The 18,390-nt window shown below is 62.0% G+C and carries 19 protein-coding genes; 1 reads left to right on the top strand and 18 read right to left on the bottom strand.

The features are described 5' to 3' along the window. Nucleotides 1-67: 67 nt before the first annotated feature. The 14 genes from LB541_RS13155 to LB541_RS13090 form a co-directional block, all read right to left on the bottom strand. The gene (locus LB541_RS13155) at nucleotides 68-1,792 is read right to left on the bottom strand and encodes an ABC transporter substrate-binding protein (protein ID WP_140498786.1); all 1,725 of its coding nucleotides are present in this window, start codon (nucleotides 1,790-1,792) and stop codon (nucleotides 68-70) included. A gap of 82 nt (nucleotides 1,793-1,874) precedes the next feature. Next, nucleotides 1,875-2,162, bottom strand: coding sequence for a DUF2160 domain-containing protein (locus tag LB541_RS13150; protein ID WP_140498788.1), 288 nt, complete (start codon nucleotides 2,160-2,162; stop codon nucleotides 1,875-1,877). Between the two features lie 2 nt (nucleotides 2,163-2,164). Next, the gene (locus LB541_RS13145) at nucleotides 2,165-3,085 is read right to left on the bottom strand and encodes a carbohydrate ABC transporter permease (RefSeq protein WP_140498790.1); all 921 of its coding nucleotides are present in this window, start codon (nucleotides 3,083-3,085) and stop codon (nucleotides 2,165-2,167) included. Nucleotide 3,086: 1 nt separating this feature from the next. Continuing rightward, nucleotides 3,087-3,953: a carbohydrate ABC transporter permease gene (locus LB541_RS13140; RefSeq protein ID WP_140498792.1), complete on the bottom strand. Its 867-nt coding sequence runs from the start codon at nucleotides 3,951-3,953 to the stop codon at nucleotides 3,087-3,089. After that, on the bottom strand, nucleotides 3,954-5,021 hold the full coding sequence (locus tag LB541_RS13135; RefSeq protein ID WP_140498794.1) for an ABC transporter ATP-binding protein: 1,068 nt from the start codon (nucleotides 5,019-5,021) through the stop codon (nucleotides 3,954-3,956). Between the two features lie 10 nt (nucleotides 5,022-5,031). Then, on the bottom strand, nucleotides 5,032-6,111 hold the full coding sequence (locus LB541_RS13130; RefSeq protein ID WP_224618613.1) for an ABC transporter ATP-binding protein: 1,080 nt from the start codon (nucleotides 6,109-6,111) through the stop codon (nucleotides 5,032-5,034). Nucleotides 6,112-6,147: 36 nt separating this feature from the next. After that, nucleotides 6,148-7,674: a glycerol-3-phosphate dehydrogenase gene (gene glpD, locus LB541_RS13125; RefSeq protein ID WP_140557749.1), complete on the bottom strand. Its 1,527-nt coding sequence runs from the start codon at nucleotides 7,672-7,674 to the stop codon at nucleotides 6,148-6,150. A gap of 124 nt (nucleotides 7,675-7,798) precedes the next feature. Next, a complete protein-coding gene (locus tag LB541_RS13120; protein ID WP_140515319.1) occupies nucleotides 7,799-8,566 on the bottom strand; it encodes a DeoR/GlpR family DNA-binding transcription regulator in 768 nt (255 codons plus the stop codon). A 128-nt stretch (nucleotides 8,567-8,694) separates the two neighbouring features. Next, the gene (locus LB541_RS13115; protein ID WP_140557751.1) at nucleotides 8,695-10,104 is read right to left on the bottom strand and encodes a pyridoxal phosphate-dependent decarboxylase family protein; all 1,410 of its coding nucleotides are present in this window, start codon (nucleotides 10,102-10,104) and stop codon (nucleotides 8,695-8,697) included. 99 nt (nucleotides 10,105-10,203) lie between these two features. Beyond that, entirely contained in the window at nucleotides 10,204-10,935 is a 732-nt protein-coding gene (locus LB541_RS13110; RefSeq protein ID WP_140498804.1) for a peptidase, read from the bottom strand. A gap of 133 nt (nucleotides 10,936-11,068) precedes the next feature. Continuing rightward, nucleotides 11,069-11,863: a transglutaminase domain-containing protein gene (locus tag LB541_RS13105; protein WP_140557753.1), complete on the bottom strand. Its 795-nt coding sequence runs from the start codon at nucleotides 11,861-11,863 to the stop codon at nucleotides 11,069-11,071. A gap of 7 nt (nucleotides 11,864-11,870) precedes the next feature. After that, nucleotides 11,871-12,812, bottom strand: coding sequence for an alpha-E domain-containing protein (locus LB541_RS13100; RefSeq protein WP_140498807.1), 942 nt, complete (start codon nucleotides 12,810-12,812; stop codon nucleotides 11,871-11,873). A 139-nt stretch (nucleotides 12,813-12,951) separates the two neighbouring features. Further along, nucleotides 12,952-14,364 carry a circularly permuted type 2 ATP-grasp protein gene (locus tag LB541_RS13095; RefSeq protein WP_181165357.1) on the bottom strand — a complete coding sequence of 471 codons (1,413 nt, stop codon included), beginning with the start codon at nucleotides 14,362-14,364 and terminating at the stop codon, nucleotides 12,952-12,954. A gap of 170 nt (nucleotides 14,365-14,534) precedes the next feature. Next, nucleotides 14,535-14,771, bottom strand: coding sequence for an Lrp/AsnC family transcriptional regulator (locus tag LB541_RS13090; protein ID WP_010909609.1), 237 nt, complete (start codon nucleotides 14,769-14,771; stop codon nucleotides 14,535-14,537). Between the two features lie 264 nt (nucleotides 14,772-15,035). Between LB541_RS13090 and LB541_RS13085 the strand changes: the two genes are divergently transcribed. Then, nucleotides 15,036-15,455, top strand: a complete 420-nt coding sequence (locus LB541_RS13085) for a DUF4864 domain-containing protein (RefSeq protein ID WP_224618611.1) — start codon at nucleotides 15,036-15,038, stop codon at nucleotides 15,453-15,455. Nucleotides 15,456-15,459: 4 nt separating this feature from the next. Here LB541_RS13085 and tgt read toward each other — a convergent pair whose 3' ends face one another. From tgt to LB541_RS13065, 4 genes are read right to left on the bottom strand one after another with little or no spacing between them, the layout of a single operon-like run. Beyond that, on the bottom strand, nucleotides 15,460-16,590 hold the full coding sequence (gene tgt / locus LB541_RS13080) for a tRNA guanosine(34) transglycosylase Tgt (protein ID WP_224618609.1): 1,131 nt from the start codon (nucleotides 16,588-16,590) through the stop codon (nucleotides 15,460-15,462). Further along, nucleotides 16,583-16,852: a hypothetical protein gene (locus LB541_RS13075; protein ID WP_224618605.1), complete on the bottom strand. Its 270-nt coding sequence runs from the start codon at nucleotides 16,850-16,852 to the stop codon at nucleotides 16,583-16,585. Before LB541_RS13075 ends, tgt begins: the two co-directional genes overlap by 8 nt. Beyond that, entirely contained in the window at nucleotides 16,842-17,930 is a 1,089-nt protein-coding gene (gene queA / locus LB541_RS13070; protein ID WP_224618603.1) for a tRNA preQ1(34) S-adenosylmethionine ribosyltransferase-isomerase QueA, read from the bottom strand. The genes LB541_RS13075 and queA overlap by 11 nt, the downstream gene beginning before the upstream one ends. Then, complete coding sequence (locus LB541_RS13065) at nucleotides 17,930-18,379, bottom strand: DMT family transporter (RefSeq protein ID WP_140515312.1); 450 nt, start codon at nucleotides 18,377-18,379, stop codon at nucleotides 17,930-17,932. Before LB541_RS13065 ends, queA begins: the two co-directional genes overlap by 1 nt. Between the last annotated feature and the right edge of the window lie 11 nt (nucleotides 18,380-18,390).

Below are 18,390 nucleotides of genomic sequence, written 5' to 3'. Positions count from 1 at the left end.
GAAGGGAGACGGCAACGTGCCGCCTCCCTGAATTTTACACGGGCGCGAACGCCCGCATAGGTCAGTCCTACTTCTGCCAGCTCTTGACCAGCTCGTCATAGTTGATGGTCTGGGGCTTCTCCTTCTCGTTCTCGATCTTGAGCTGAGGAGCGAGATTGCCGGCCTTGACCGCGTCGGCATTCCAGTAGGCGAGATCATGTTCCTCGGCGAGCTTCGGCCCGATATCGCCCTGGACGCCGGACCTCTCGATGCGGCCCATGACCTTCTCCTGCTCGGCGCAAAGCGAATCCATCGCTTCCTGCGCACTCTTTGCGCCCGACGAGGCATCGCCGATCGCCTGCCACCACAGCTGTGCCAGCTTCGGATAGTCCGGCACGTTGGTGCCGGTCGGCGACCATTGCACGCGGGCCGGCGAGCGATAGAACTCGATCAGGCCGCCGAGCTTCGGCGCGCGCTCCGTGAAGCTCTTGTCGTGAATGGTGGAGTCGCGGATGAAGGTGAGGCCGACATGGCTCTTCTTCACGTCCACCGTCTTCGAGGTGACGAACTGGGCGTAGAGCCAGGCGGCCTTGGCACGGTCGGTCGGGGTCGACTTCATCAGCGTCCACGAACCGACATCCTGGTAGCCGAGCTTCATGCCGTCCTTCCAGTAGACACCGTGCGGCGACGGAGCCATGCGCCATTTCGGCGTGCCGTCGTCGTTCATGACGGGCAGGCCGGGCTTGACCATGTCGGCGGTGAAGGCCGTGTACCAGAAGATCTGCTGGGCAACATTGCCCTGCGCGGGAACCGGACCGGATTCCGAGAAGGTCATGCCCTGCGCTTCCTGTGGTGCGTAGGCCTTCAGCCAATCGAGATATTTCTGGATCGAGTAGACGGCGGCCGGGCCGTTGGTGTCGCCGCCCCGCGCCGTGCAGGAGCCGACCGGCTGCGATTTCTCGTTGACCTTGATGCCCCATTCGTCGACCGGCAGGCCGTTCGGGATACCCTTGTCGCCATTGCCAGCCATCGACAGCCAGGCATCGGTGAAGCGCCAGCCGAGCGACGGGTCCTTCTTGCCATAGTCCATGTGCCCATAGACTTTTTTGCCGTCGACGTCGCGGCCGGTGAAGAACTCGGCAATGTCCTCATAGGCCGACCAGTTGACGGGAACGCCGAGATCGTAGCCGTACTTGGCCTTGAAGTCGGCCTTGTTCTTCTCGTCGTTGAACCAGTCGTAGCGGAACCAGTAGAGGTTGGCGAACTGCTGGTCGGGAAGCTGATAGAGCTTCTTGTCCGGAGCGGTGGTGAAGGAGGTGCCGATGAAATCCTTCACATCGAGGTTCGGATTGGTGACATCCTTGCCTTCGCCCGCCATCCAGTCGGTCAGGTTGCGCACCTGCTGGTAACGCCAGTGGGTGCCGATCAGGTCGGAATCGTTGACCCAGCCGTCATAGAGGTTCTGGCCAGTCTGCATCTGGGTCTGGATCTTTTCAACGACGTCGCCTTCCTGGATGACGTCGTGCGTGACCTTGATGCCGGTGATGGCGGTGAAGGCCGGAGCCAGAACCTGCGACTCGTATTGATGCGTCGTCAGCGTTTCCGACACGACCTTGATATCCATGCCGGCGAACGGCTTGGCGGCGTCGACGAACCACTGCATTTCCTTTTCCTGATCGGCGCGCGAAAGCGTCGACAGATCGCCTATCTCCTTGTCAAGAAAGGCTTTTGCCTCGTCCATGCCGGCATAGGCGTTGCCCACGCCGAGCAAGAGGACAAGGGCGGTCGTAGATGTCAATAATTGCCGTCGCATTGTGTTTCCTCCACGTTTGAAAAGACTTCAAGTGCGATCTGGAGAGGCCGCCAACAAGCGGCCGCTCCAACAGTTTCCCCCTCTATACGTAGCGGAAGACGCCGATGGCGTAGACCACGGAGAGAGCGAGAGCCCACCACAGGCTGGGTCCGACAAGACCCAGCCAAGCGAGATGGATGAAGGCGCTGCCAAGCAGCGAAACGAAGAGACGATCGCCGCGCGTCGTCTTGAAACGCAGCACGCCGATGCGCGGATCGCCGCCGGGCGAGGCATATTCCCAGACACCCATGCCGACCAGCAGCAGCGCTATGACGGCGAAGAAGGCGGCCGTCGGCCAGGTCCACGCCATCCAGGAGAAGTCGAGGTTCATGGTCACACCCTCCCCAGGGCGAAGCCCTTGGCGATGTAGTTGCGAACGAACCAGATGACGAGCGCCCCGGGGATCAGCGTCAGCACCCCGGCGGCTGCCAGCAGCCCCCAGTCCATTCCCGACGCCGACACGGTGCGGGTCATGGTAGCGGCGATCGGCTTGGCATCGGTGGTGGTCAGCGTGCGGGCGATGAGCAGTTCCACCCATGAGAACATGAAGCAGAAGAAGCAGGCGACGCCGATGCCGCTGGCGATCAGCGGCATGAATATCTTCACGAAGAAACGCGGAAACGAATAGCCGTCTATGTAGGCCGTTTCGTCGATCTCCTTCGGCACTCCGGACATGAAGCCCTCAAGGATCCACACCGCCAGCGGCACGTTGAACAGGCAGTGCGCCAGCGCCACCGCGATATGCGTATCGATGAGGCCGAATGCCGAATAAAGCTGGAAGAACGGCAGCGCGAACACCGCCGGCGGTGCCATGCGGTTGGTCAAAAGCCAGAAGAACAGATGCTTGTCGCCGAGGAACCGGTAGCGCGAAAAGGCGTAAGCCGCCGGAAGCGCCACGGCGACCGAGATCACCATGTTCATCACCACATAGGTGATCGAATTGATGTAGCCCGAATACCAGGACGCATCGGTGAAGATGATGGTGTAGTTGCGCAGCGTCGGCGCATGCGGATAGAGCGTCAGCGAATTGACGATCTCCGCATTGGTCTTGAAGCTCATATTGATGAGCCAGTAGATCGGCAGCAGCAGGACGATGATGTAGAGCGTCGGCACGATCCACCACCAGCGCGATTCCTCGCCACGGCGGCGCATGCGCCTGTCCAGCTCGCTCTGCGACAGCGAACTGGCGAGTCTTTCCGAAGCGGCGGTCCCGTTCACCAGGTTGCGCTCGGTACGTTCGTTGGCGCCGGCCATATCAGCGTTCCGCGTCGTAGTTGGTCATCACGGTGTAGAACACCCACGACAACAACAGGATGATCAGGAAGTAGACCAGCGACATCGCCGCCGCCGGACCGAGGTCGAACTGTCCGAGCGCGGTCTTGACGAGGTCGATCGACAGGAAGGTCGTCGAATTGCCCGGACCGCCGCCGGTGACGACGAAGGGCTCGGTGTAGATCATGAAACTGTCCATGAAACGCAGCAGCACCGCGATCAGAAGCACGCGCTTCATCTTCGGCAACTGGATGTAGCGGAACACCGCCCAGCGCGAGGCGCCATCGATCTTGGCCGCCTGGTAGAAGGCGTCGGGGATCGAGACCAGGCCGGCATAGCAGAGCAGCACGACGAGGCTGGTCCAGTGCCAGACGTCCATGATGATGACGGTGACCCAGGCGTCGAACGGATCCTGCACGTAATTGTAGTCGATGCCGAGCGCGTTGACGTAATAGCCGAGCAGGCCGATATCGTTGCGGCCGAACACCTGCCAGATCGTGCCGACGACATTCCACGGGATCAAGAGCGGCAGCGCCATCAGCACCAGGCAGACCGGCACGCCCCAGCCCTTTTTGGGCATGTTGAGGGCAATGAAGATGCCGAGCGGCACTTCGATCGCCAGGATGATGAAGGAGAAGATCAGGTTGCGCACCATGGCTTCCCAGAAGCGATCGGAATGCAGCAACTCCTCGAACCATTCGGTCCCCGCCCAGAAGAAGACGTTATTGCCGAACGTGTCCTGTACCGAGTAGTTGACGACGGTCATCAGCGGGATAACGGCCGAGAACGCCACCAGCACGAGCATCGGCAGCACGAGGAACCAGGCCTTGTTGTTCCAGGGCTTTTCCATTTACGCCCCCATCTCGACACGCCAGGAATCGGCATAGATGTTGATGCCGGCTGGATCGAACCGCACTTTTGGATCGGCGGGAACGGTTTCGTCCTCGCCGATGACGGCGGCGATCTCGCGGCCTTCCAGACTGGCGCGCACGACCTTGTGGCGGCCCACATCCTCGACCTTGCTGACGTGGACGGCCATGCCATCGCGGCCGAGCCTGACATATTCGGGACGGATGCCGAGTTCGACGACGCCGCTTCCGGCCTTCGGCGCGCCTGGCAATTGGATGCGCTGGGAACCAAGCGTCGCTGTCTTGCCATCGATCGCTACCGGCATGACGTTCATGCCGGGCGAGCCGATGAAGTAGCCGACGAAGGTGTGGCGCGGCCGCTCGAACAGCTCGGCCGGCGTGCCGATCTGCACGATGCCGCCATCATACATGACGACCACCTGGTCGGCGAAGGTCAGCGCCTCTGTCTGGTCATGCGTGACATAGACCATGGTGTAGCCGAAGCGGCGGTGAAGCTGCTTCAATTGCGAGCGCAGCACCCACTTCATGTGCGGGTCGATGACGGTCAGCGGCTCGTCGAACAGGATCGCATTGACATCCGAGCGCACCAGTCCGCGGCCGAGCGAGATCTTCTGCTTCTGGTCGGCGGTCAGGCCCCTCGCCTTCTTCCTGGCCCAGTCTGCCAGGTCGATCATGTCGAGCGTCTCGCGCACCTTGCGGTCGACGTCGGCCTCCGGAACGCCGCGGTTGCGCAGCGGGAAAGCCAGGTTGTCGTAGACGGTCATCGTGTCGTAGATGACCGGGAACTGGAACACCTGCGCGATGTTGCGCTCCTGCGTCGACAGTCTCGTGACATCCCTGCCGTTGAACAGCAATTGGCCGTGCGAGGGGTGGAGCAGGCCGGAAATGATGTTGAGCAGCGTGGTCTTGCCGCAGCCGGATGGGCCTAGCAGCGCATAGGCGCCACCGTCCTCGAAAGTGTGGTGCACCTCCCGCAGCGCGAAATCCGCATCGGTGCGCGGGTTCGGCAGATATGAGTGCCTGACATGGTTGACGTCGATGCGCGCCATCGTTTTCTCCTCAGGCCGCCAGCTTTGCCGCGGCCACGGCGACGCCGTGTTGGTCGAAAACCATGATGTGACGCGGGTCGATGAACACTTCGACCGCTTCGTCGGTCTCGAAATCGCGGATGCCATGGGTCAGCATCACCCAGCGCGCGTCGGCGAAATCAAGATGGATGAAGCTTTCCGAGCCGGTGATCTCGGTGATGGTGACCTTTGCCCGCACCGGCACGGCACTCGCATTCGGACGCTCGAGCGACAGATGGTGCGGCTGGAAGCCGATCGTGTAATTGCCGTCGGCAATGCCGACAAGTTCCGGCGGCACCGGCAGCTTGACGCCGCCCTCCAGCAGGAAATCGGGCCCGTTCTTGGCCAGCACAATCGTGTTGAGCGGCGGATCGGCGAAGGTCCTGGCCGTCACCAGGTCGACCGGTTTGCGGAACACTTCGATGGTCGGGCCGAACTGGGTGATGCGGCCTTGCGACAGCGTCGCCGTATTGCCGCCGAGCAGCAGCGCCTCGTGCGGTTCGGTCGTGGCATAGACGAAGATGGTGCCGGCGGCGGCGAAAATCCTCGGCAGTTCGGCGCGCAGTTCCTCGCGCAGCTTGTAGTCGAGATTGGCGAGCGGCTCGTCGAGCAGCACCAGGCTTGCGTTCTTGACGATGGCGCGCGCCAGTGCGGTGCGCTGTTGCTGGCCACCGGACAGGCTGAGCGGCGTGCGGTCGAGATAGGGCGTCAGCTTGAGCAGGGCAGCGGCTTCACGTACCTGGCTGTCGATCTTGGCCTTCTCGACTCCCGCCACCCGCAGTGGCGAAGCGATGTTTTCGTAGACGCTCATCGCGGGGTAGTTGATGAACTGCTGGTAGACCATGGCGATCTTGCGCTTTTGAACAGGCTGGCCGGTGACGTCCTTGCCGTCGAACCAGACCGAGCCGGAAGTCGGCGCGTCGAGGCCCGCCATCAGCCGCATCAGGCTGGTCTTGCCGGACAGCGTCGGCCCGAGCAGCACGTTCAGCGAGCCATGCTGGAGCGTCAGCGACACGTCGCGGATATGCTCCACCGCGCCGACCGTCTTGGTGACGTTCCTCAGTTCCAGCATGATGCCTCCTCCCAGGCCGTGTGCATCAGCAGCCCTTCATTCCGCGGCCGCGACGTGGCGGCGGCTTATGCCGCGCATGAATTCATCCAACGCCGCCGTCTGCTCGCGGCTGAAATGCAGGCCGCGCTTGGTCCGACGCCACAGCACATCTTGCGATGTGACGGCCCATTCGTTCTCGACGAGGTAGCGCACCTCGGCCTCGTAAAGGTCCGCGCCGAAATTGCGGCCGAGGTCGGCATTCGATTTGGCAAGGCCAAGCAACATCTGCGCGCGCGTGCCGTAGAGCCGCGTGAGCCGGCGCGCCAAACGCTGGTCGAGAAAGGGATAGGCGCTCTTCAGCCTCGCCACTTGCGCATCAAAACCGGTCGCCGCGAAATCGCCGCCCGGCAGCGGCGCATTTGCCGTCCACGGCTTGCCGCGCCTGCCGAGAAAGCCTTCGATCTTCTCCAGCATCGATTCCGACAGCCGGCGATAGGTGGTGATCTTGCCGCCGAACGTGTTGACGATCGGGGCTGTGCCCTCGCCGCCATCGGCCTTCAGCACATAGTCGCGTGTCGCCTCCTGCGCCTTCGAAGCGCCATCATCATAAAGCGGACGCACGGCCGAATAGGTCCAGACGATATCCGAGCGCCTGACGGGTTGGGCGAAGTACTCGCTTGCCGCCGCGCAGAGATAGTCGATCTCGGTGTCGCTGATCTTCACGTCGTGCGGATCGCCGGGATAGTCCTGGTCGGTGGTGCCGATCAGCGTGAACTCGTCCTCGTAAGGAATGGCGAAGATGATGCGGCCATCCTTGTTCTGGAAGAAATAGGCGCGTGGATCGTCGAATTTCTTCGCGATGACGATGTGACTGCCCTGCACGAGGCGGACATTGTGCACATCGTTGAGGCCGACGACGCCGGAAAGCACATGATCGACCCAGGGGCCCGCGGCATTGACCAGCAGCCGCGCCTTGACCTCTTCGGTCTCGCCGGTCCGCAGATTTTCGATCCTGATCGTCCACAGCCCGCCTTCGCGGCGCGCCCCGACCACCTTGGTGCGGGTGCGGATGGTCGCGCCCCGGTCGGCGGCGTCACGCGCGTTCAGCGTCACCAGCCGCGCATCGTTGACCCAGCCGTCGGAATATTCGAAGGCCTTCTTGAACAATGGTTTCAATGGCTTGCCGGCAGGGTCGGTGGCCATGTCCAGGGTCCTGGTCGCCGGCAGCAATTTGCGCCCGCCAATATGATCGTAAAGGAAAAGGCCGAGCCTGATCAGCCAGGCCGGACGCAGGCCCTTGGCATAGGGCAGCACGAAGCGCATCGGCCAGATGATGTGCGGCGCGTTCTTCCACAGTACCTCCCGTTCCATCAGCGCTTCGCGCACCAGGCGGAATTCGTAGAATTCGAGATAACGCAGGCCACCATGGATCAGCTTGGTCGAGCCTGAGGAGGTCCCGCTGGCGAGATCGTCCATCTCGGCCAGAAATACCGAAAACCCGCGGCCGGCGGCATCACGGGCAATGCCGCAGCCATTGATGCCACCGCCTATGACGAAAATGTCACGGATCGAAGATGCGTCCACCAATTCCTCCAGCGATTTCGCATTGCACCATTTGGCTCTTTTGCGAAACCGTGGCGGAATTATTTCGAACTCATAACGAATGTCAAACGAAATATCACAAGCTCGTGAAAGCGCTGCAACGTCCTCAATCGAGCGAGGTTTCGATCAGTTGAACCTCGGCCTCCTGGCAGATCTTGCGCACCGAGGGGATATCGCAGCGGTCGGTGATGAAGGTGTTGACCTGCGACAGATGGCCGATGCGAACCGGCGCCGTGCGCTCGAATTTGGTCCGGTCGGAGACCAGGATGACGTGCCTGGCATTGGCGATAATGGCTTGCGCGACCTTGACCTCGCGGAAATCGAAATCGAGCAAGGCCCCGTCATGGTCGATCGCCGAGGCGCCGATGACGGCGTAGTCGACTTTGAACTGCCTGATGAAATCCACCGCCGCCTCGCCGACGACGCCGCCATCCGAGCCGCGAACCACCCCGCCCGCGATCACCACCTCGATCGAAGGATAGATGCGCATCCTGTTGGCAACATTGATGTTATTGGTGATGACCATGAGGCCGCTGTGATCCAGCAGCGCCTTGCTGACCGACTCCGTCGTGGTGCCGATATTGATGAACAACGAGGCGTTGTCCGGAATCAGCCTGGCGGCCGCGCTGCCGATCGCCTCCTTCTCCTCGGCGGCGATCTTGCGCCTGGCTTCGTATTCCATGTTCTCGATGCCGGAAGGAAACAAGGCGCCGCCATGGATGCGCGACAGCAACCGCTGGTCGCAAAGATCGTTGAGGTCCTTGCGGATGGTCTGCGGCGTGACGTTGAAGTGGGTGGCCAGATCGTCGACCAGAACGCGGCCGTGATCCTTGGCCATTTGGACGATTTCGGCATGGCGCGGCGACAGATACATCTGAAGACCTTTTGCTTTCGTTTTTCTTGATCATAGACGAAAACGAAAGCAATGAAAAGGCGTAAGCCGGCTAATGGAAACCGCATGATAGCAAAGGCAAACTTGGTCGCAGTTCCGACTCAGCAGCCTCAGGTTAATCCGCGCGCGATTTCGGTGATGGCGGCAAAAGCCGAATCGACATCCGCCGCGGTCGCCTCGAACTGGCCGACCTGGAAGCGGATGGCGACGCGCCCGTTCACCCTGGTCTGTGTCAGGTAGATGCGTCCGTCATCATTGATCGCATTGACAAGCCGGAGATTGTGCTCGTCGGCATCGGCTCCCTCCGCCTTGTGCCGGAACGAAAACAGCGACAGCATCGGCTCGGTGACGATCTCGAAATCCGGCTCGTCGGCCAGGCGCGCTGCCAGGCCTTCGCTCCAGGCGACATGGTTGCGGATCATCGTGCGCAGGCCTTCCAGTCCATAGGCACGCAGCAGGAACCACAGTTTCAGCGCGCGGAAGCGGCGGCCGAGCGGCACCGACCATTCGGAATAGTTGATGATGCCGTCATGACCGTGCGTCTTCAGATAATCCGGCTTGATGGCAAGCGTCCTGACATGGCTTTCGGGGTCGCGCAGGAACTGGATCGAGCAGTCGAACTGCGCGCCCAGCCATTTATGCGGGTTGAAGACGATAGAATCCGCCTGCTCCACACCGGCCCAGAAATGCCGGTATTCCGGGCAGATCATCGCCGATCCCGCCCAGGCGGCATCCACGTGAAGATAGACCCCGTGGCGTTTGGCGATCGCGGCGACGCCGGCGATATCGTCAGTGCCACCGGTGCTGGTGCCGCCGACGCAGGCGACGATACCCGCCGACAGCAAGCCTGCCTTCTTGTCGGCGACGATCGCCGCCTCGAGGGCCGCTATGTCCATGGCGCGAAAGCGGCCGGCGACCGGAATGCGCACGAGATTGTCCTCACCGATACCGGCCACCCAGATCGCCCGGTCGATCGAAGTATGCACCTGATCCGACGAGTAGATGCGCAACCGCGCCTGCCCCGCCAGGCCCTTTTTGTTGCCCTGCCAGTCGAGCGCGCGTTCGCGCATCGTCAGTACCGCCGCCAGCGTCGCGGAGGAGGCAGAATCCTGGATGACCCCGGAAAAGCCTTCCGGCAGGCCGAGCGCCTGGCGCATCCAATCGACAGTCCGCGTTTCGAGCTCCGTCGCCGCCGGCGAGGTCTGCCACAGCATGCACTGCGCGGCCATCGCAGAGACCAGATACTCAGCCACCACAGAAACTGGTGCCGCGTTGGCCGGAAAATAGGCGAAGAAGCGGGGATGCTGCCAATGCGTCATGCCCGGCAGGATCTTCTCCTCGAAATCGGCGAAGATCCTGTCCATCGGCTCCGCGTCTTCGGGCGGCGAGGCTTCTATGCTCCTGAATATGTCGCCGGGCTCGACCAGCGGCCGCACCGGGCGCTGGCGCAGCGTTTCGCGGTAGTCGGCGGCCCAGTCGGCGGCCCGCCGCGACCATTGCCGGAAATCGTCACTGTTCATCCTGTCCTCCCGACATGATCGCTTCACCGGCGCCCTTCGCCCCGGTTGTCAAAAACCACTGTTAAACATTTGCAACCACCGGAGAAATCCGGCGCGTCCTTATCCCGGAAAATCCGGCAGACTGGCAAACGCCGTCTTCAAGGCGCTCGACCATCCCTCGGAGATCGTGCGGTAGTACGGGTCGTCATGACCGATCCGTTTCTTCAACCCGACCTGGAAGGCATCCTTTTCCAGGAAAAGCAGATCCAGCGGCAGCCCAACCGACAGGTTCGACTTCAGCGTGGAATCGAACGATACCAGAAGCAGCTTCACGGTCTCCGCGAGACTCATCGACCGGTCATAAGCGCGAATGATGATCGGCTTGCCGTATTTGGTCTCGCCGATCTGGAAAAAGGGCGTGTCATCGGTCGATTCGATGAAATTGCCCTCGGGATAGATCATGAACAGGCGCGGTGCGCTGCCCTTTATCTGGCCGCCCAGGATGAAGGAGGCGTTGAAGTAGGAATCGGCCTTGTCGCCGGCGGGCGAGGAATGGGCGATGACGTCCTTGACGGTTTCGCCGACCAGCCGCACCGTCTGGTACATGGACGGCGTTTCGAGCACTGCCGCGTGCCGGTCGCCAACCGCCTTGGTGCGCTCGTCGAGCACGCTGATCACGGCTTGCGTCGTCGCCAGATTGCCGGCCGACATCAGCACGATGACGCGCTCACCGGGATCTTCCCAGACATGCATCTTCTTGAAGGTGGAGATCGAGTCCATGCCGGCATTGGTGCGCGTGTCCGACATGAACACGAGCCCGCGATCGATCTTGAGGCCGACGCAATAGGTCATGGTTTACTCTTCCGGCAGCGAACCGTAAAAACCGCGTCGCGTCGGAACGGATCCATGCGGCGCGCTCAGGTCCTTGTTTTCATGCATGTCGTCACCCAAACCAAGGTGGCGTTGGACGACCTGCATCGGGTGACTACTGCTCCACCGTGACGGTGACGGCAAGCCGCTCTTGCGCCTCTCCCAGCAGAATCCCCGAAACCGGCGACGCATCGCGATAGTCGCGCCCCGTCGCCACTCTCACATAGCGCTCATCAGGAGAGATACCGTTGGAGGGGTCGAAGGCAACCCAGCCGAGGCCCTGAACATGTGCTTCGGCCCAGGCATGGCTTGCCGCCTGCTCGATGGCCGCGTCCATCATCAGATAGCCGCTGACATAGCGTGCCGGGAAACCCATGGCGCGGGCGGTGGCGGCAAAGATATGGCTATGATCCTGGCAGACCCCGGTTTTCAGCGCGAGAGCCTCTTCAGCCGGGGTCGTCGCATTGGTGGTGCCCGGCGCATAGGCGACCCGCTCGGAGATGATAGCCATCAGACGGTGCAGTCTTTCGATATCGGTGCCCTTGCCGGCTGTCTCGGCGAGTGCGCGAATGCCATCGCCGATCATGGTCAAAGGCGTCTCCTGTGCGAACAGCCAGAGCGGCGCGAATCCCTGATGCGGCCCACAAACCCCCGATGTATCGCGCGTCACCACCTCGCCTGACGCCTCGACCGTAATGAAATCATGGTCACCCTCGACGCTCAACAATCGGGTGTCATTGCCGTAGTGGTCGGCAAATCGCACTTCCTCGCGCGCGCCTTCTACCTTCAGGGCCCAGGACAGCACGGTCTGCGTGCGCCCGCTCACCGGAAGCAGCCGCAGCCGCTGCAGCAGGTACTGCACCGGTGCGTCGTAACGGTATTCGGTCCGATGGGTGATCTTGAGCCGCATGGCCTCCTCAATAGAACCTGTAATCCTGCGCGATCTCGTCGCCGAGCCTGGTGTTGTCGCGAATGAAGCCGGCAAGGAATTCATGCAGGCCGGCGTCGAAAATATCCTTGATCGAGCCTGCCTGCAGCATGGCCTGGGTCTTTTCCGCCGTCGCATGGCAGGGATGGCGCCCGCCATAGTCGTCGCCGAGGAACTTCAGGTGCTCGGCCAGGAAGCGATAGCAGAAGGTCAGCGATCGCGGCATGCGCACATTGAGGATCAGATAGTCGGCGATGTTGGTCGGCTTGTAGTCGGCGTCGTAGACCCATCGGTAGGAGCGGTGCGCCGATACCGAGCGCAGGATCGATTCCCACTGGTAATTGTCGAGCGTCGAGCCGACCCAGGAGATCGACGGCAAGAGCACGTAGTACTTCACGTCGAGGATGCGCGCCGTATTGTCGGCGCGCTCGACATAGGTGCCGAGCTGCGAGAAATCGAAGATCTCGTTGCGCAGCATGGTGCCGTAGAACGAGCCGCGGATCAGCGCCGTTTCGCGCTTGATCGCATCGAGCACGTTTGGCAGGTCACGCTCGTCGATCGGCCTTGCCAGCATGCGCTTCAGCGCCATCCAGGCCTCGTTGATGCTTTCCCAGGTCTCCCGCGTCAGCGCGGTACGCACCATGCGGGCATTGTTGCGTGCCGTCTCGATCGACGACATCGTGCTCGACGGGTTCGACGTGTCGCGCAACAAGAAGTCGGCTACATCGGCCGCCGTATAGTCCTGATACTTCTGCGTGTAGGCGACGTCGGAGCCGGCGCTGAGCAGCACCGAATTCCACTCTTCCGACGCGCTCTGCGTGCGCGTCAGCGCCATGCGCAGGCCCGCATCGACCAGGCGCGCCATGTTTTCCGCACGCTCGATATAGCGGTTCATCCAGTAGAGCCCGTTGGCGGTACGGCCGAGAAGCATGGAGTGGCCCTTCGGGCTAGTGAGTAGGGAATAGTGAGTAGCGAGTAGGGAATGTTCGAGTTTCGATTGGATACGGCATTGTTCTGTCCCCTCTGATACCAACTACTGCCTACTGCCTACTGCCTACTGACTACTCATCTCAATCATCCAGCACCCAGGTATCCTTCGTGCCGCCGCCTTGCGAGGAATTGACCACCAGAGAGCCCTCCTTGAGCGCGACGCGCGTGAGCCCGCCCGGCACGATCTGGATGCGGTCGGAGACCAGCACATAGGGTCTCAGATCGACATGGCGCGGCGACAGGCCCTTTTCGGTCAGGATCGGACAGGTCGAGAGCGCCAACGTCGGCTGGGCGATGTAATTGGACGGCTTGGCCTGCAGCTTCTTGGCGAAATCCTGGCATTCGTTCTTGGTCGCCGCCGGTCCGACCAGCATGCCATAGCCGCCTGAACCGTGCACTTCCTTGATCACCAGCTCATCGATGTGTTCGAGTACATATTTCAGGCTGTCCGGCTCCGAACAGCGCCAGGTCGGAATATTGCCGAGGATCGCCTTGCGGCCGGTGTAGAATTCGACGATCTCGGGCATGTAGGAATAGATCGCCTTGTCGTCGGCGATACCGGTTCCCGGCGCATTGGCGATCGTAATGTTGCCGGCCCGGTAGACATCCATGATGCCAGGCACGCCGAGCGCGGAGTCCGGCCGGAAAGTCAGCGGATCGAGGAAGGCATCGTCCACCCGGCGATAGAGCACGTCGATCTGCTTGTAGCCTTCGGTCGTGCGCATCGCGACATGACCGTCCACCACGCGCAAATCCTGCCCCTCGACCAGTTGCACCCCCATCTGATCGGCCAGGAACGCATGTTCGAAATAGGCGGAGTTGTAGCTGCCGGGCGTCAGCACGGCGATGGTCGGCGTGCCCTTGGCGTTCTGCGGCCGCACCGCCGCCAGCGACTGGCGCAAAAGCTGCGGATAGTTCTCCACCGGCCGCACCTTGATTTGTTGGAACAACTCGGGGAAGAGCTGCATCATCGTCTCGCGGTTTTCCAGCATGTAGGAAACGCCCGATGGGGTGCGCGCATTGTCCTCCAGCACGTAGAACTCGTTTTCGCTGATGCGCACGATGTCGACGCCGATGATGTGGGTGTAGACGCCGGCGGGTGGCCTGACCCCGATCATCTCGGGCAGGAAGGCTTCGTTCCTGGCGATCAGGTCGCGGGGAACGCGTCCGGCCCGCAGGATTTCCTGGCGGTGATAGATGTCGTCGAGAAAGGCGTTCAGTGCCTGCACGCGCTGCTCGATGCCTTGCGTGAGGCGGCGCCACTCATTGCCAGAAATGATACGCGGAACGATGTCGAAGGGGATAAGCCGCTCGGAGGCTTCCTGCTCGCCATAGACGGCGAAGGTGATGCCGGTTTTGCGGAAGACGCGTTCGGCGTCCTGCATTTTCTCGGTAAGCCTGGCCGGGTCCTGCTCTTTCAGCCAGCGATCGTAAGCCGAATACGGTCTTCTAAGTCCGGAGACCTCCGGAAGCATTTCATCGAACGCTGCCAATCGCATACTCCCCTGTGACGCCATTTCACTGGCGCCGCTGGAGAAAATCAAGCGTAATCGGTGATTTGAGGGATGCGGACGATCAGTATGTCGCCCCTGCCTAAAATTGAGGCAGCTGAAATATGAGCTTGGTCAGGCTTTGCCTCATGCTCGGGCAATGGGTTCCGACGCTAGAAGGCGCGAAAAGTGACGACGGTGAACGTGTCCTTGATGCCGGGAAGAATCTGCACCTTCTCGTTGACGAAGTGGCCGACATCCTCCTCGTCGTCGACATAGAACTTGGCGAGCAGGTCGTAATTGCCGGCAGTGGAGTAGATTTCCGAGGCGATCTCGGCGTCGGCGAGCGCGCTGGCAACCTCATACGACTTGCCCAGCTCGCATTTGATCTGCACGAAAAACGCCTTCATGGCTCCGCCCTGCTAAACGTCCAATCCAAGCGGCCCTTCTGGCAGACTGGAGGCGGGCTTTCAAGCGCTGGAACGGTACTTAGCCGGTTCGAGCGTTGGCCACGCCTCCCGCAATTCCGCCAAGGCTGCCTGGACTTCGTCGCGCAACAACACTGAATATTCGCCGCCGGTGAAACCCTGAAGCGCCACCAAACGTATGTTAGGATGCCTGCACGGGCAGGATCTTTCGAAAGGCAAGTTCTCGAAAGACAAGGGAAACAGGCTATGCGCCGCACGCTTTTCGCATTCGCATTCCTTCCTCTCCTCCTGCCCTTGTCGGCGTTTGCCGGCGAGGCTGAGATCAAGGCGGCGCAAGCGGCCATTGACGGCCAGCTGAAAGCGTTCCTCGCCGACGACGGCGTCACCGCCTACAGCTTCGCCGCACCGAACGTGAAGCGGATCTTCCCGACCGTCGACACCTTCATGAACATGGTGACCAACGGCTACGCGCCGGTGCGCAACCCACGGAGCTACTCGTTCGGCAAGGTCGAGGAGACGGGTCCGACCTCGATCATCCAGCAGGTGCTGATCGTCGGCCCTGACGGCAAGGACTACGAAGCTGTCTACACGTTGGAGCGACAGCCCGACGGCACGTTCCAAATCACCGGCTGCAGCCTGCGCGCGTCGAATTCGCTGAGCACCTGAACCGTCACAGCGCCGGGATATCGCCCCTCGCCCAGCCCTCGGTAATTTCGGCAGCGCGTGCCTCGAAAGTGCCGGTCTCTATCGCGGCGCGTATGTCCTGCATCAGCTTCTGATAATAGGACAGATTGTTCCAGGTCAGAAGCATCGCACCGAGTGCCTCTTGCGAGCGCACGAGATGGTGCAGATAGGCGCGGGAATAATCGCGTGCCGCCGGGCAGTCGCTTTCCTCATCGAGGGGGCGCGGATCGTCGGCATGGCGGGCGTTGCGCAGATTGACCTTGCCGCGCCTTGTATAGGCAAGCCCATGCCGGCCGGCCCGCGTCGGCATCACGCAGTCGAACATGTCGATGCCGCGCGCCACCGATTTCAAGATGTCGTCCGGCGTGCCGACCCCCATGAGATAGCGGGGTTTGTCATCAGGCAGTTCCGGGCAGGTGATGTCGAGCATGTCGAGCATGACCGCCTGCGGTTCACCGACGGCAAGACCGCCAACCGCATAGCCTTTCAGATCCATCGCGCTCAGCGCTTGCGCCGAACGCACGCGCAAATCCGCATTGTCGCCGCCTTGCACGATGCCGAACATCGCCTTGCCGGGCTGGTCGCCGAACGCCGTCTTGCAGCGCTCAGCCCAGCGCAGCGACAATTCCATGGCGCGCTCGATCTCCTTGAGCGCGGCCGGTAGCGCCGTGCATTCGTCGAGTTGCATCTGGATGTCTGAATCGAGCAGGCCCTGGATCTCGATCGAACGTTCCGGCGACATTTCGTATGCAGCGCCATCGATATGGGAGCGAAATGTGACGCCCTTCTCGGTCAATTTCCGAAGCTTTGACAGCGACATCACCTGGAAGCCACCGCTGTCGGTCAGGATCGGATGCGGCCAGCGGGCGAATTCGTGCAGGCCGCCAAGCTTCGCCACACGTTCGGCGCCGGGCCGCAGCATCAAATGGTAGGTATTGCCCAGAATGATGTCGGCGCCGACGCCGCGCACCTGATCCATGTACATCGTCTTGACCGTGCCGCCGGTGCCGACCGGCATGAAGGCAGGCGTGCGGATTTCGCCGCGCGGCATGCTGATCAAGCCGCGCCGCGTCTTGCCTTCGGTCGCCAGCACCTTGAAGGTGAACGTCTCAGCCATTGAATTCCTTGTCGTGTGCCGGTGCGCCCGGAGCCTGTTCGTCCAGCGACTGGCGACAGTGGATGCAGCCGCGCATGAATTTTGGCCAGGGCGGCACGGCGATTGCCGGATCGATCTTCTCGGGCAGCAGGTCCCACAAATCGGGATGATGCCAGCAAAGATCGTGCCCCGATGCATTGCGATGCTGGCGAATGCCGGCGCGCAATTTTTTGACTTCGGCGATCAAACTGTCGCGGTCCAGCCTGTCGAGGTCATCGTCCATCGCTCATCTCCGCTCGATACAGCAGGCTTGCATCTCCGTAGGAGTAGAATCTGTAATCGTGCTCAATGGCGTGCGCATAGGCGGCGCGCATCGTCTCGAGGCCGCTGAAAGCCGAAACCAGCATGAACAGCGTCGAACGCGGCAGATGGAAATTGGTCATCAGCATGTCGGCGGTGCGAAAACGGTAGCCGGGCGTGATGAAGATGTCGGTCGGCCCGGACCATGCAGCCAGCGCGCCATCCTCTCGCGCCGCGCTTTCCAGCAGGCGCAGCGAGGTCGTACCGACGGCAATGACGCGCCCACCCCTCGCCTTCGCCGCATTCAACGCGTCGGCTGTTGCCTCGCTGACCGAGCCGATCTCCGCATGCATCTTGTGGTCGGCGGTGTCGTCCGCCTTCACTGGCAGGAACGTGCCGGCGCCGACATGGAGCGTGACGAAGCGGCGTTCGATCCCCTTGGCGTCGAGTGCGGCAAACAGCTCCGGCGTGAAATGCAGGCCCGCCGTGGGTGCTGCGACGGCGCCTTCCTCCCGGGCATAGATGGTCTGGTAGTCGGCCCGGTCGCGCTCGTCGTCGTCGCGCTTCGAGGCGATATAGGGCGGCAGTGGGATGTGGCCGACCGCATGCAGCGCCTCGTCGAGGAAAGGGCCCGACAGGTCGAAGCCGAGCAGCGCCTCGCCCGCCTCGCCCTTTTCGATCACCGTAGCGTCAAGCTGGCCGAGGAAGCACGAATTGCCGTCATGGCCGAAATGGATGCGGTCGCCGACGGCAACGCGCTTGCCCGGCCGCATGAAGGCCAGCCAACGGTCCGGCGCCATCCGCATGTGCAATGTGGCTTCGACCTGCGCCGCCGCCTCGCCGCGCCGCCTGATACCTTTGAGTTGCGCCGGGATAACCTTGGTGTCGTTGAAGACCAGCACGTCGCCGGCCTGGAGCAGGGAAGGCAGGTCGCTGACCGCCCGGTTCGAAACCCCCTCGACGGGCCTGACCACCAGCATCTTTGCGCTGTCGCGCGGCTCTGCCGGGCGAAGCGCGATACGCTCTTCCGGCAGGTCGAAATCGAACAGATCGACACGCATCAGAAGAGCCTGATAAGCAGCGCCCCGGCCAGAAGCAGCACCGCGCCGGCCACGCGGCCGAGCGAGATTTCACGAACCGCGACGCCGAGGAACCCGACGCGGTCGATCAGCATGCCCGCCAGCAACTGGCCCGCCACCAGGAACGCCATCAGTGCGGCGGCGCCGATGCGTGGCGTCAGGATGGTGGACAGTGTGACGTAGAAGCCGCCCAGCATGCCGCCGGCGATGAACAGCCAGGGCGCGGGCGCCTTCCAGTCGAGCGAGATGCCTTGCAGCCTCACCACCGCGACGGCAATGATGCCGAGCACGATGGCGCCCGACAGGAACGAAAACGCGGCAGCCGCGACCGGGAGCCCCAGGCCGCGCGCCAACTGCGAATTGATCGGCGCCTGAATGGCAATGAAGGCGCCGGACAAGATGCCGAGAAGCGACCAGACGACGCCCATCATTGTCCTGCCGC

It is taken from the genome of Mesorhizobium sp. BR1-1-15, from assembly GCF_020165475.1.
In the GTDB taxonomy this organism is placed as follows: Bacteria; Pseudomonadota; Alphaproteobacteria; order Rhizobiales; family Rhizobiaceae; genus Mesorhizobium.
Note: the sequence above shows the minus strand (reverse complement) of the source record. Positions and strands in the feature narration are given on the sequence as shown.

Excerpts from the sequence above, each read along its gene's own strand:
- LB541_RS13155 (WP_140498786.1), bottom strand. The coding sequence starts at position 1,792 with ATGCGACGGCAATTATTGACATCTACGACCGCCCTTGTCCTCTTGCTC.
- LB541_RS13150 (WP_140498788.1), bottom strand. The coding sequence starts at position 2,162 with ATGAACCTCGACTTCTCCTGGATGGCGTGGACCTGGCCGACGGCCGCC.
- LB541_RS13145 (WP_140498790.1), bottom strand. The coding sequence starts at position 3,085 with ATGGCCGGCGCCAACGAACGTACCGAGCGCAACCTGGTGAACGGGACC.
- LB541_RS13140 (WP_140498792.1), bottom strand. The coding sequence starts at position 3,953 with ATGGAAAAGCCCTGGAACAACAAGGCCTGGTTCCTCGTGCTGCCGATG.
- LB541_RS13135 (WP_140498794.1), bottom strand. The coding sequence starts at position 5,021 with ATGGCGCGCATCGACGTCAACCATGTCAGGCACTCATATCTGCCGAAC.
- LB541_RS13130 (WP_224618613.1), bottom strand. The coding sequence starts at position 6,111 with ATGCTGGAACTGAGGAACGTCACCAAGACGGTCGGCGCGGTGGAGCAT.
- LB541_RS13120 (WP_140515319.1), bottom strand. The coding sequence starts at position 8,566 with ATGTATCTGTCGCCGCGCCATGCCGAAATCGTCCAAATGGCCAAGGAT.
- LB541_RS13115 (WP_140557751.1), bottom strand. The coding sequence starts at position 10,104 with ATGAACAGTGACGATTTCCGGCAATGGTCGCGGCGGGCCGCCGACTGG.
- LB541_RS13110 (WP_140498804.1), bottom strand. The coding sequence starts at position 10,935 with ATGACCTATTGCGTCGGCCTCAAGATCGATCGCGGGCTCGTGTTCATG.
- LB541_RS13105 (WP_140557753.1), bottom strand. The coding sequence starts at position 11,863 with ATGCGGCTCAAGATCACCCATCGGACCGAATACCGTTACGACGCACCG.
- LB541_RS13100 (WP_140498807.1), bottom strand. The coding sequence starts at position 12,812 with ATGCTTCTCGGCCGTACCGCCAACGGGCTCTACTGGATGAACCGCTAT.
- LB541_RS13090 (WP_010909609.1), bottom strand. The coding sequence starts at position 14,771 with ATGAAGGCGTTTTTCGTGCAGATCAAATGCGAGCTGGGCAAGTCGTAT.
- LB541_RS13085 (WP_224618611.1), top strand. The coding sequence starts at position 15,036 with ATGCGCCGCACGCTTTTCGCATTCGCATTCCTTCCTCTCCTCCTGCCC.
- tgt (WP_224618609.1), bottom strand. The coding sequence starts at position 16,590 with ATGGCTGAGACGTTCACCTTCAAGGTGCTGGCGACCGAAGGCAAGACG.
- LB541_RS13075 (WP_224618605.1), bottom strand. The coding sequence starts at position 16,852 with ATGGACGATGACCTCGACAGGCTGGACCGCGACAGTTTGATCGCCGAA.
- queA (WP_224618603.1), bottom strand. The coding sequence starts at position 17,930 with ATGCGTGTCGATCTGTTCGATTTCGACCTGCCGGAAGAGCGTATCGCG.
- LB541_RS13065 (WP_140515312.1), bottom strand. The coding sequence starts at position 18,379 with ATGATGGGCGTCGTCTGGTCGCTTCTCGGCATCTTGTCCGGCGCCTTC.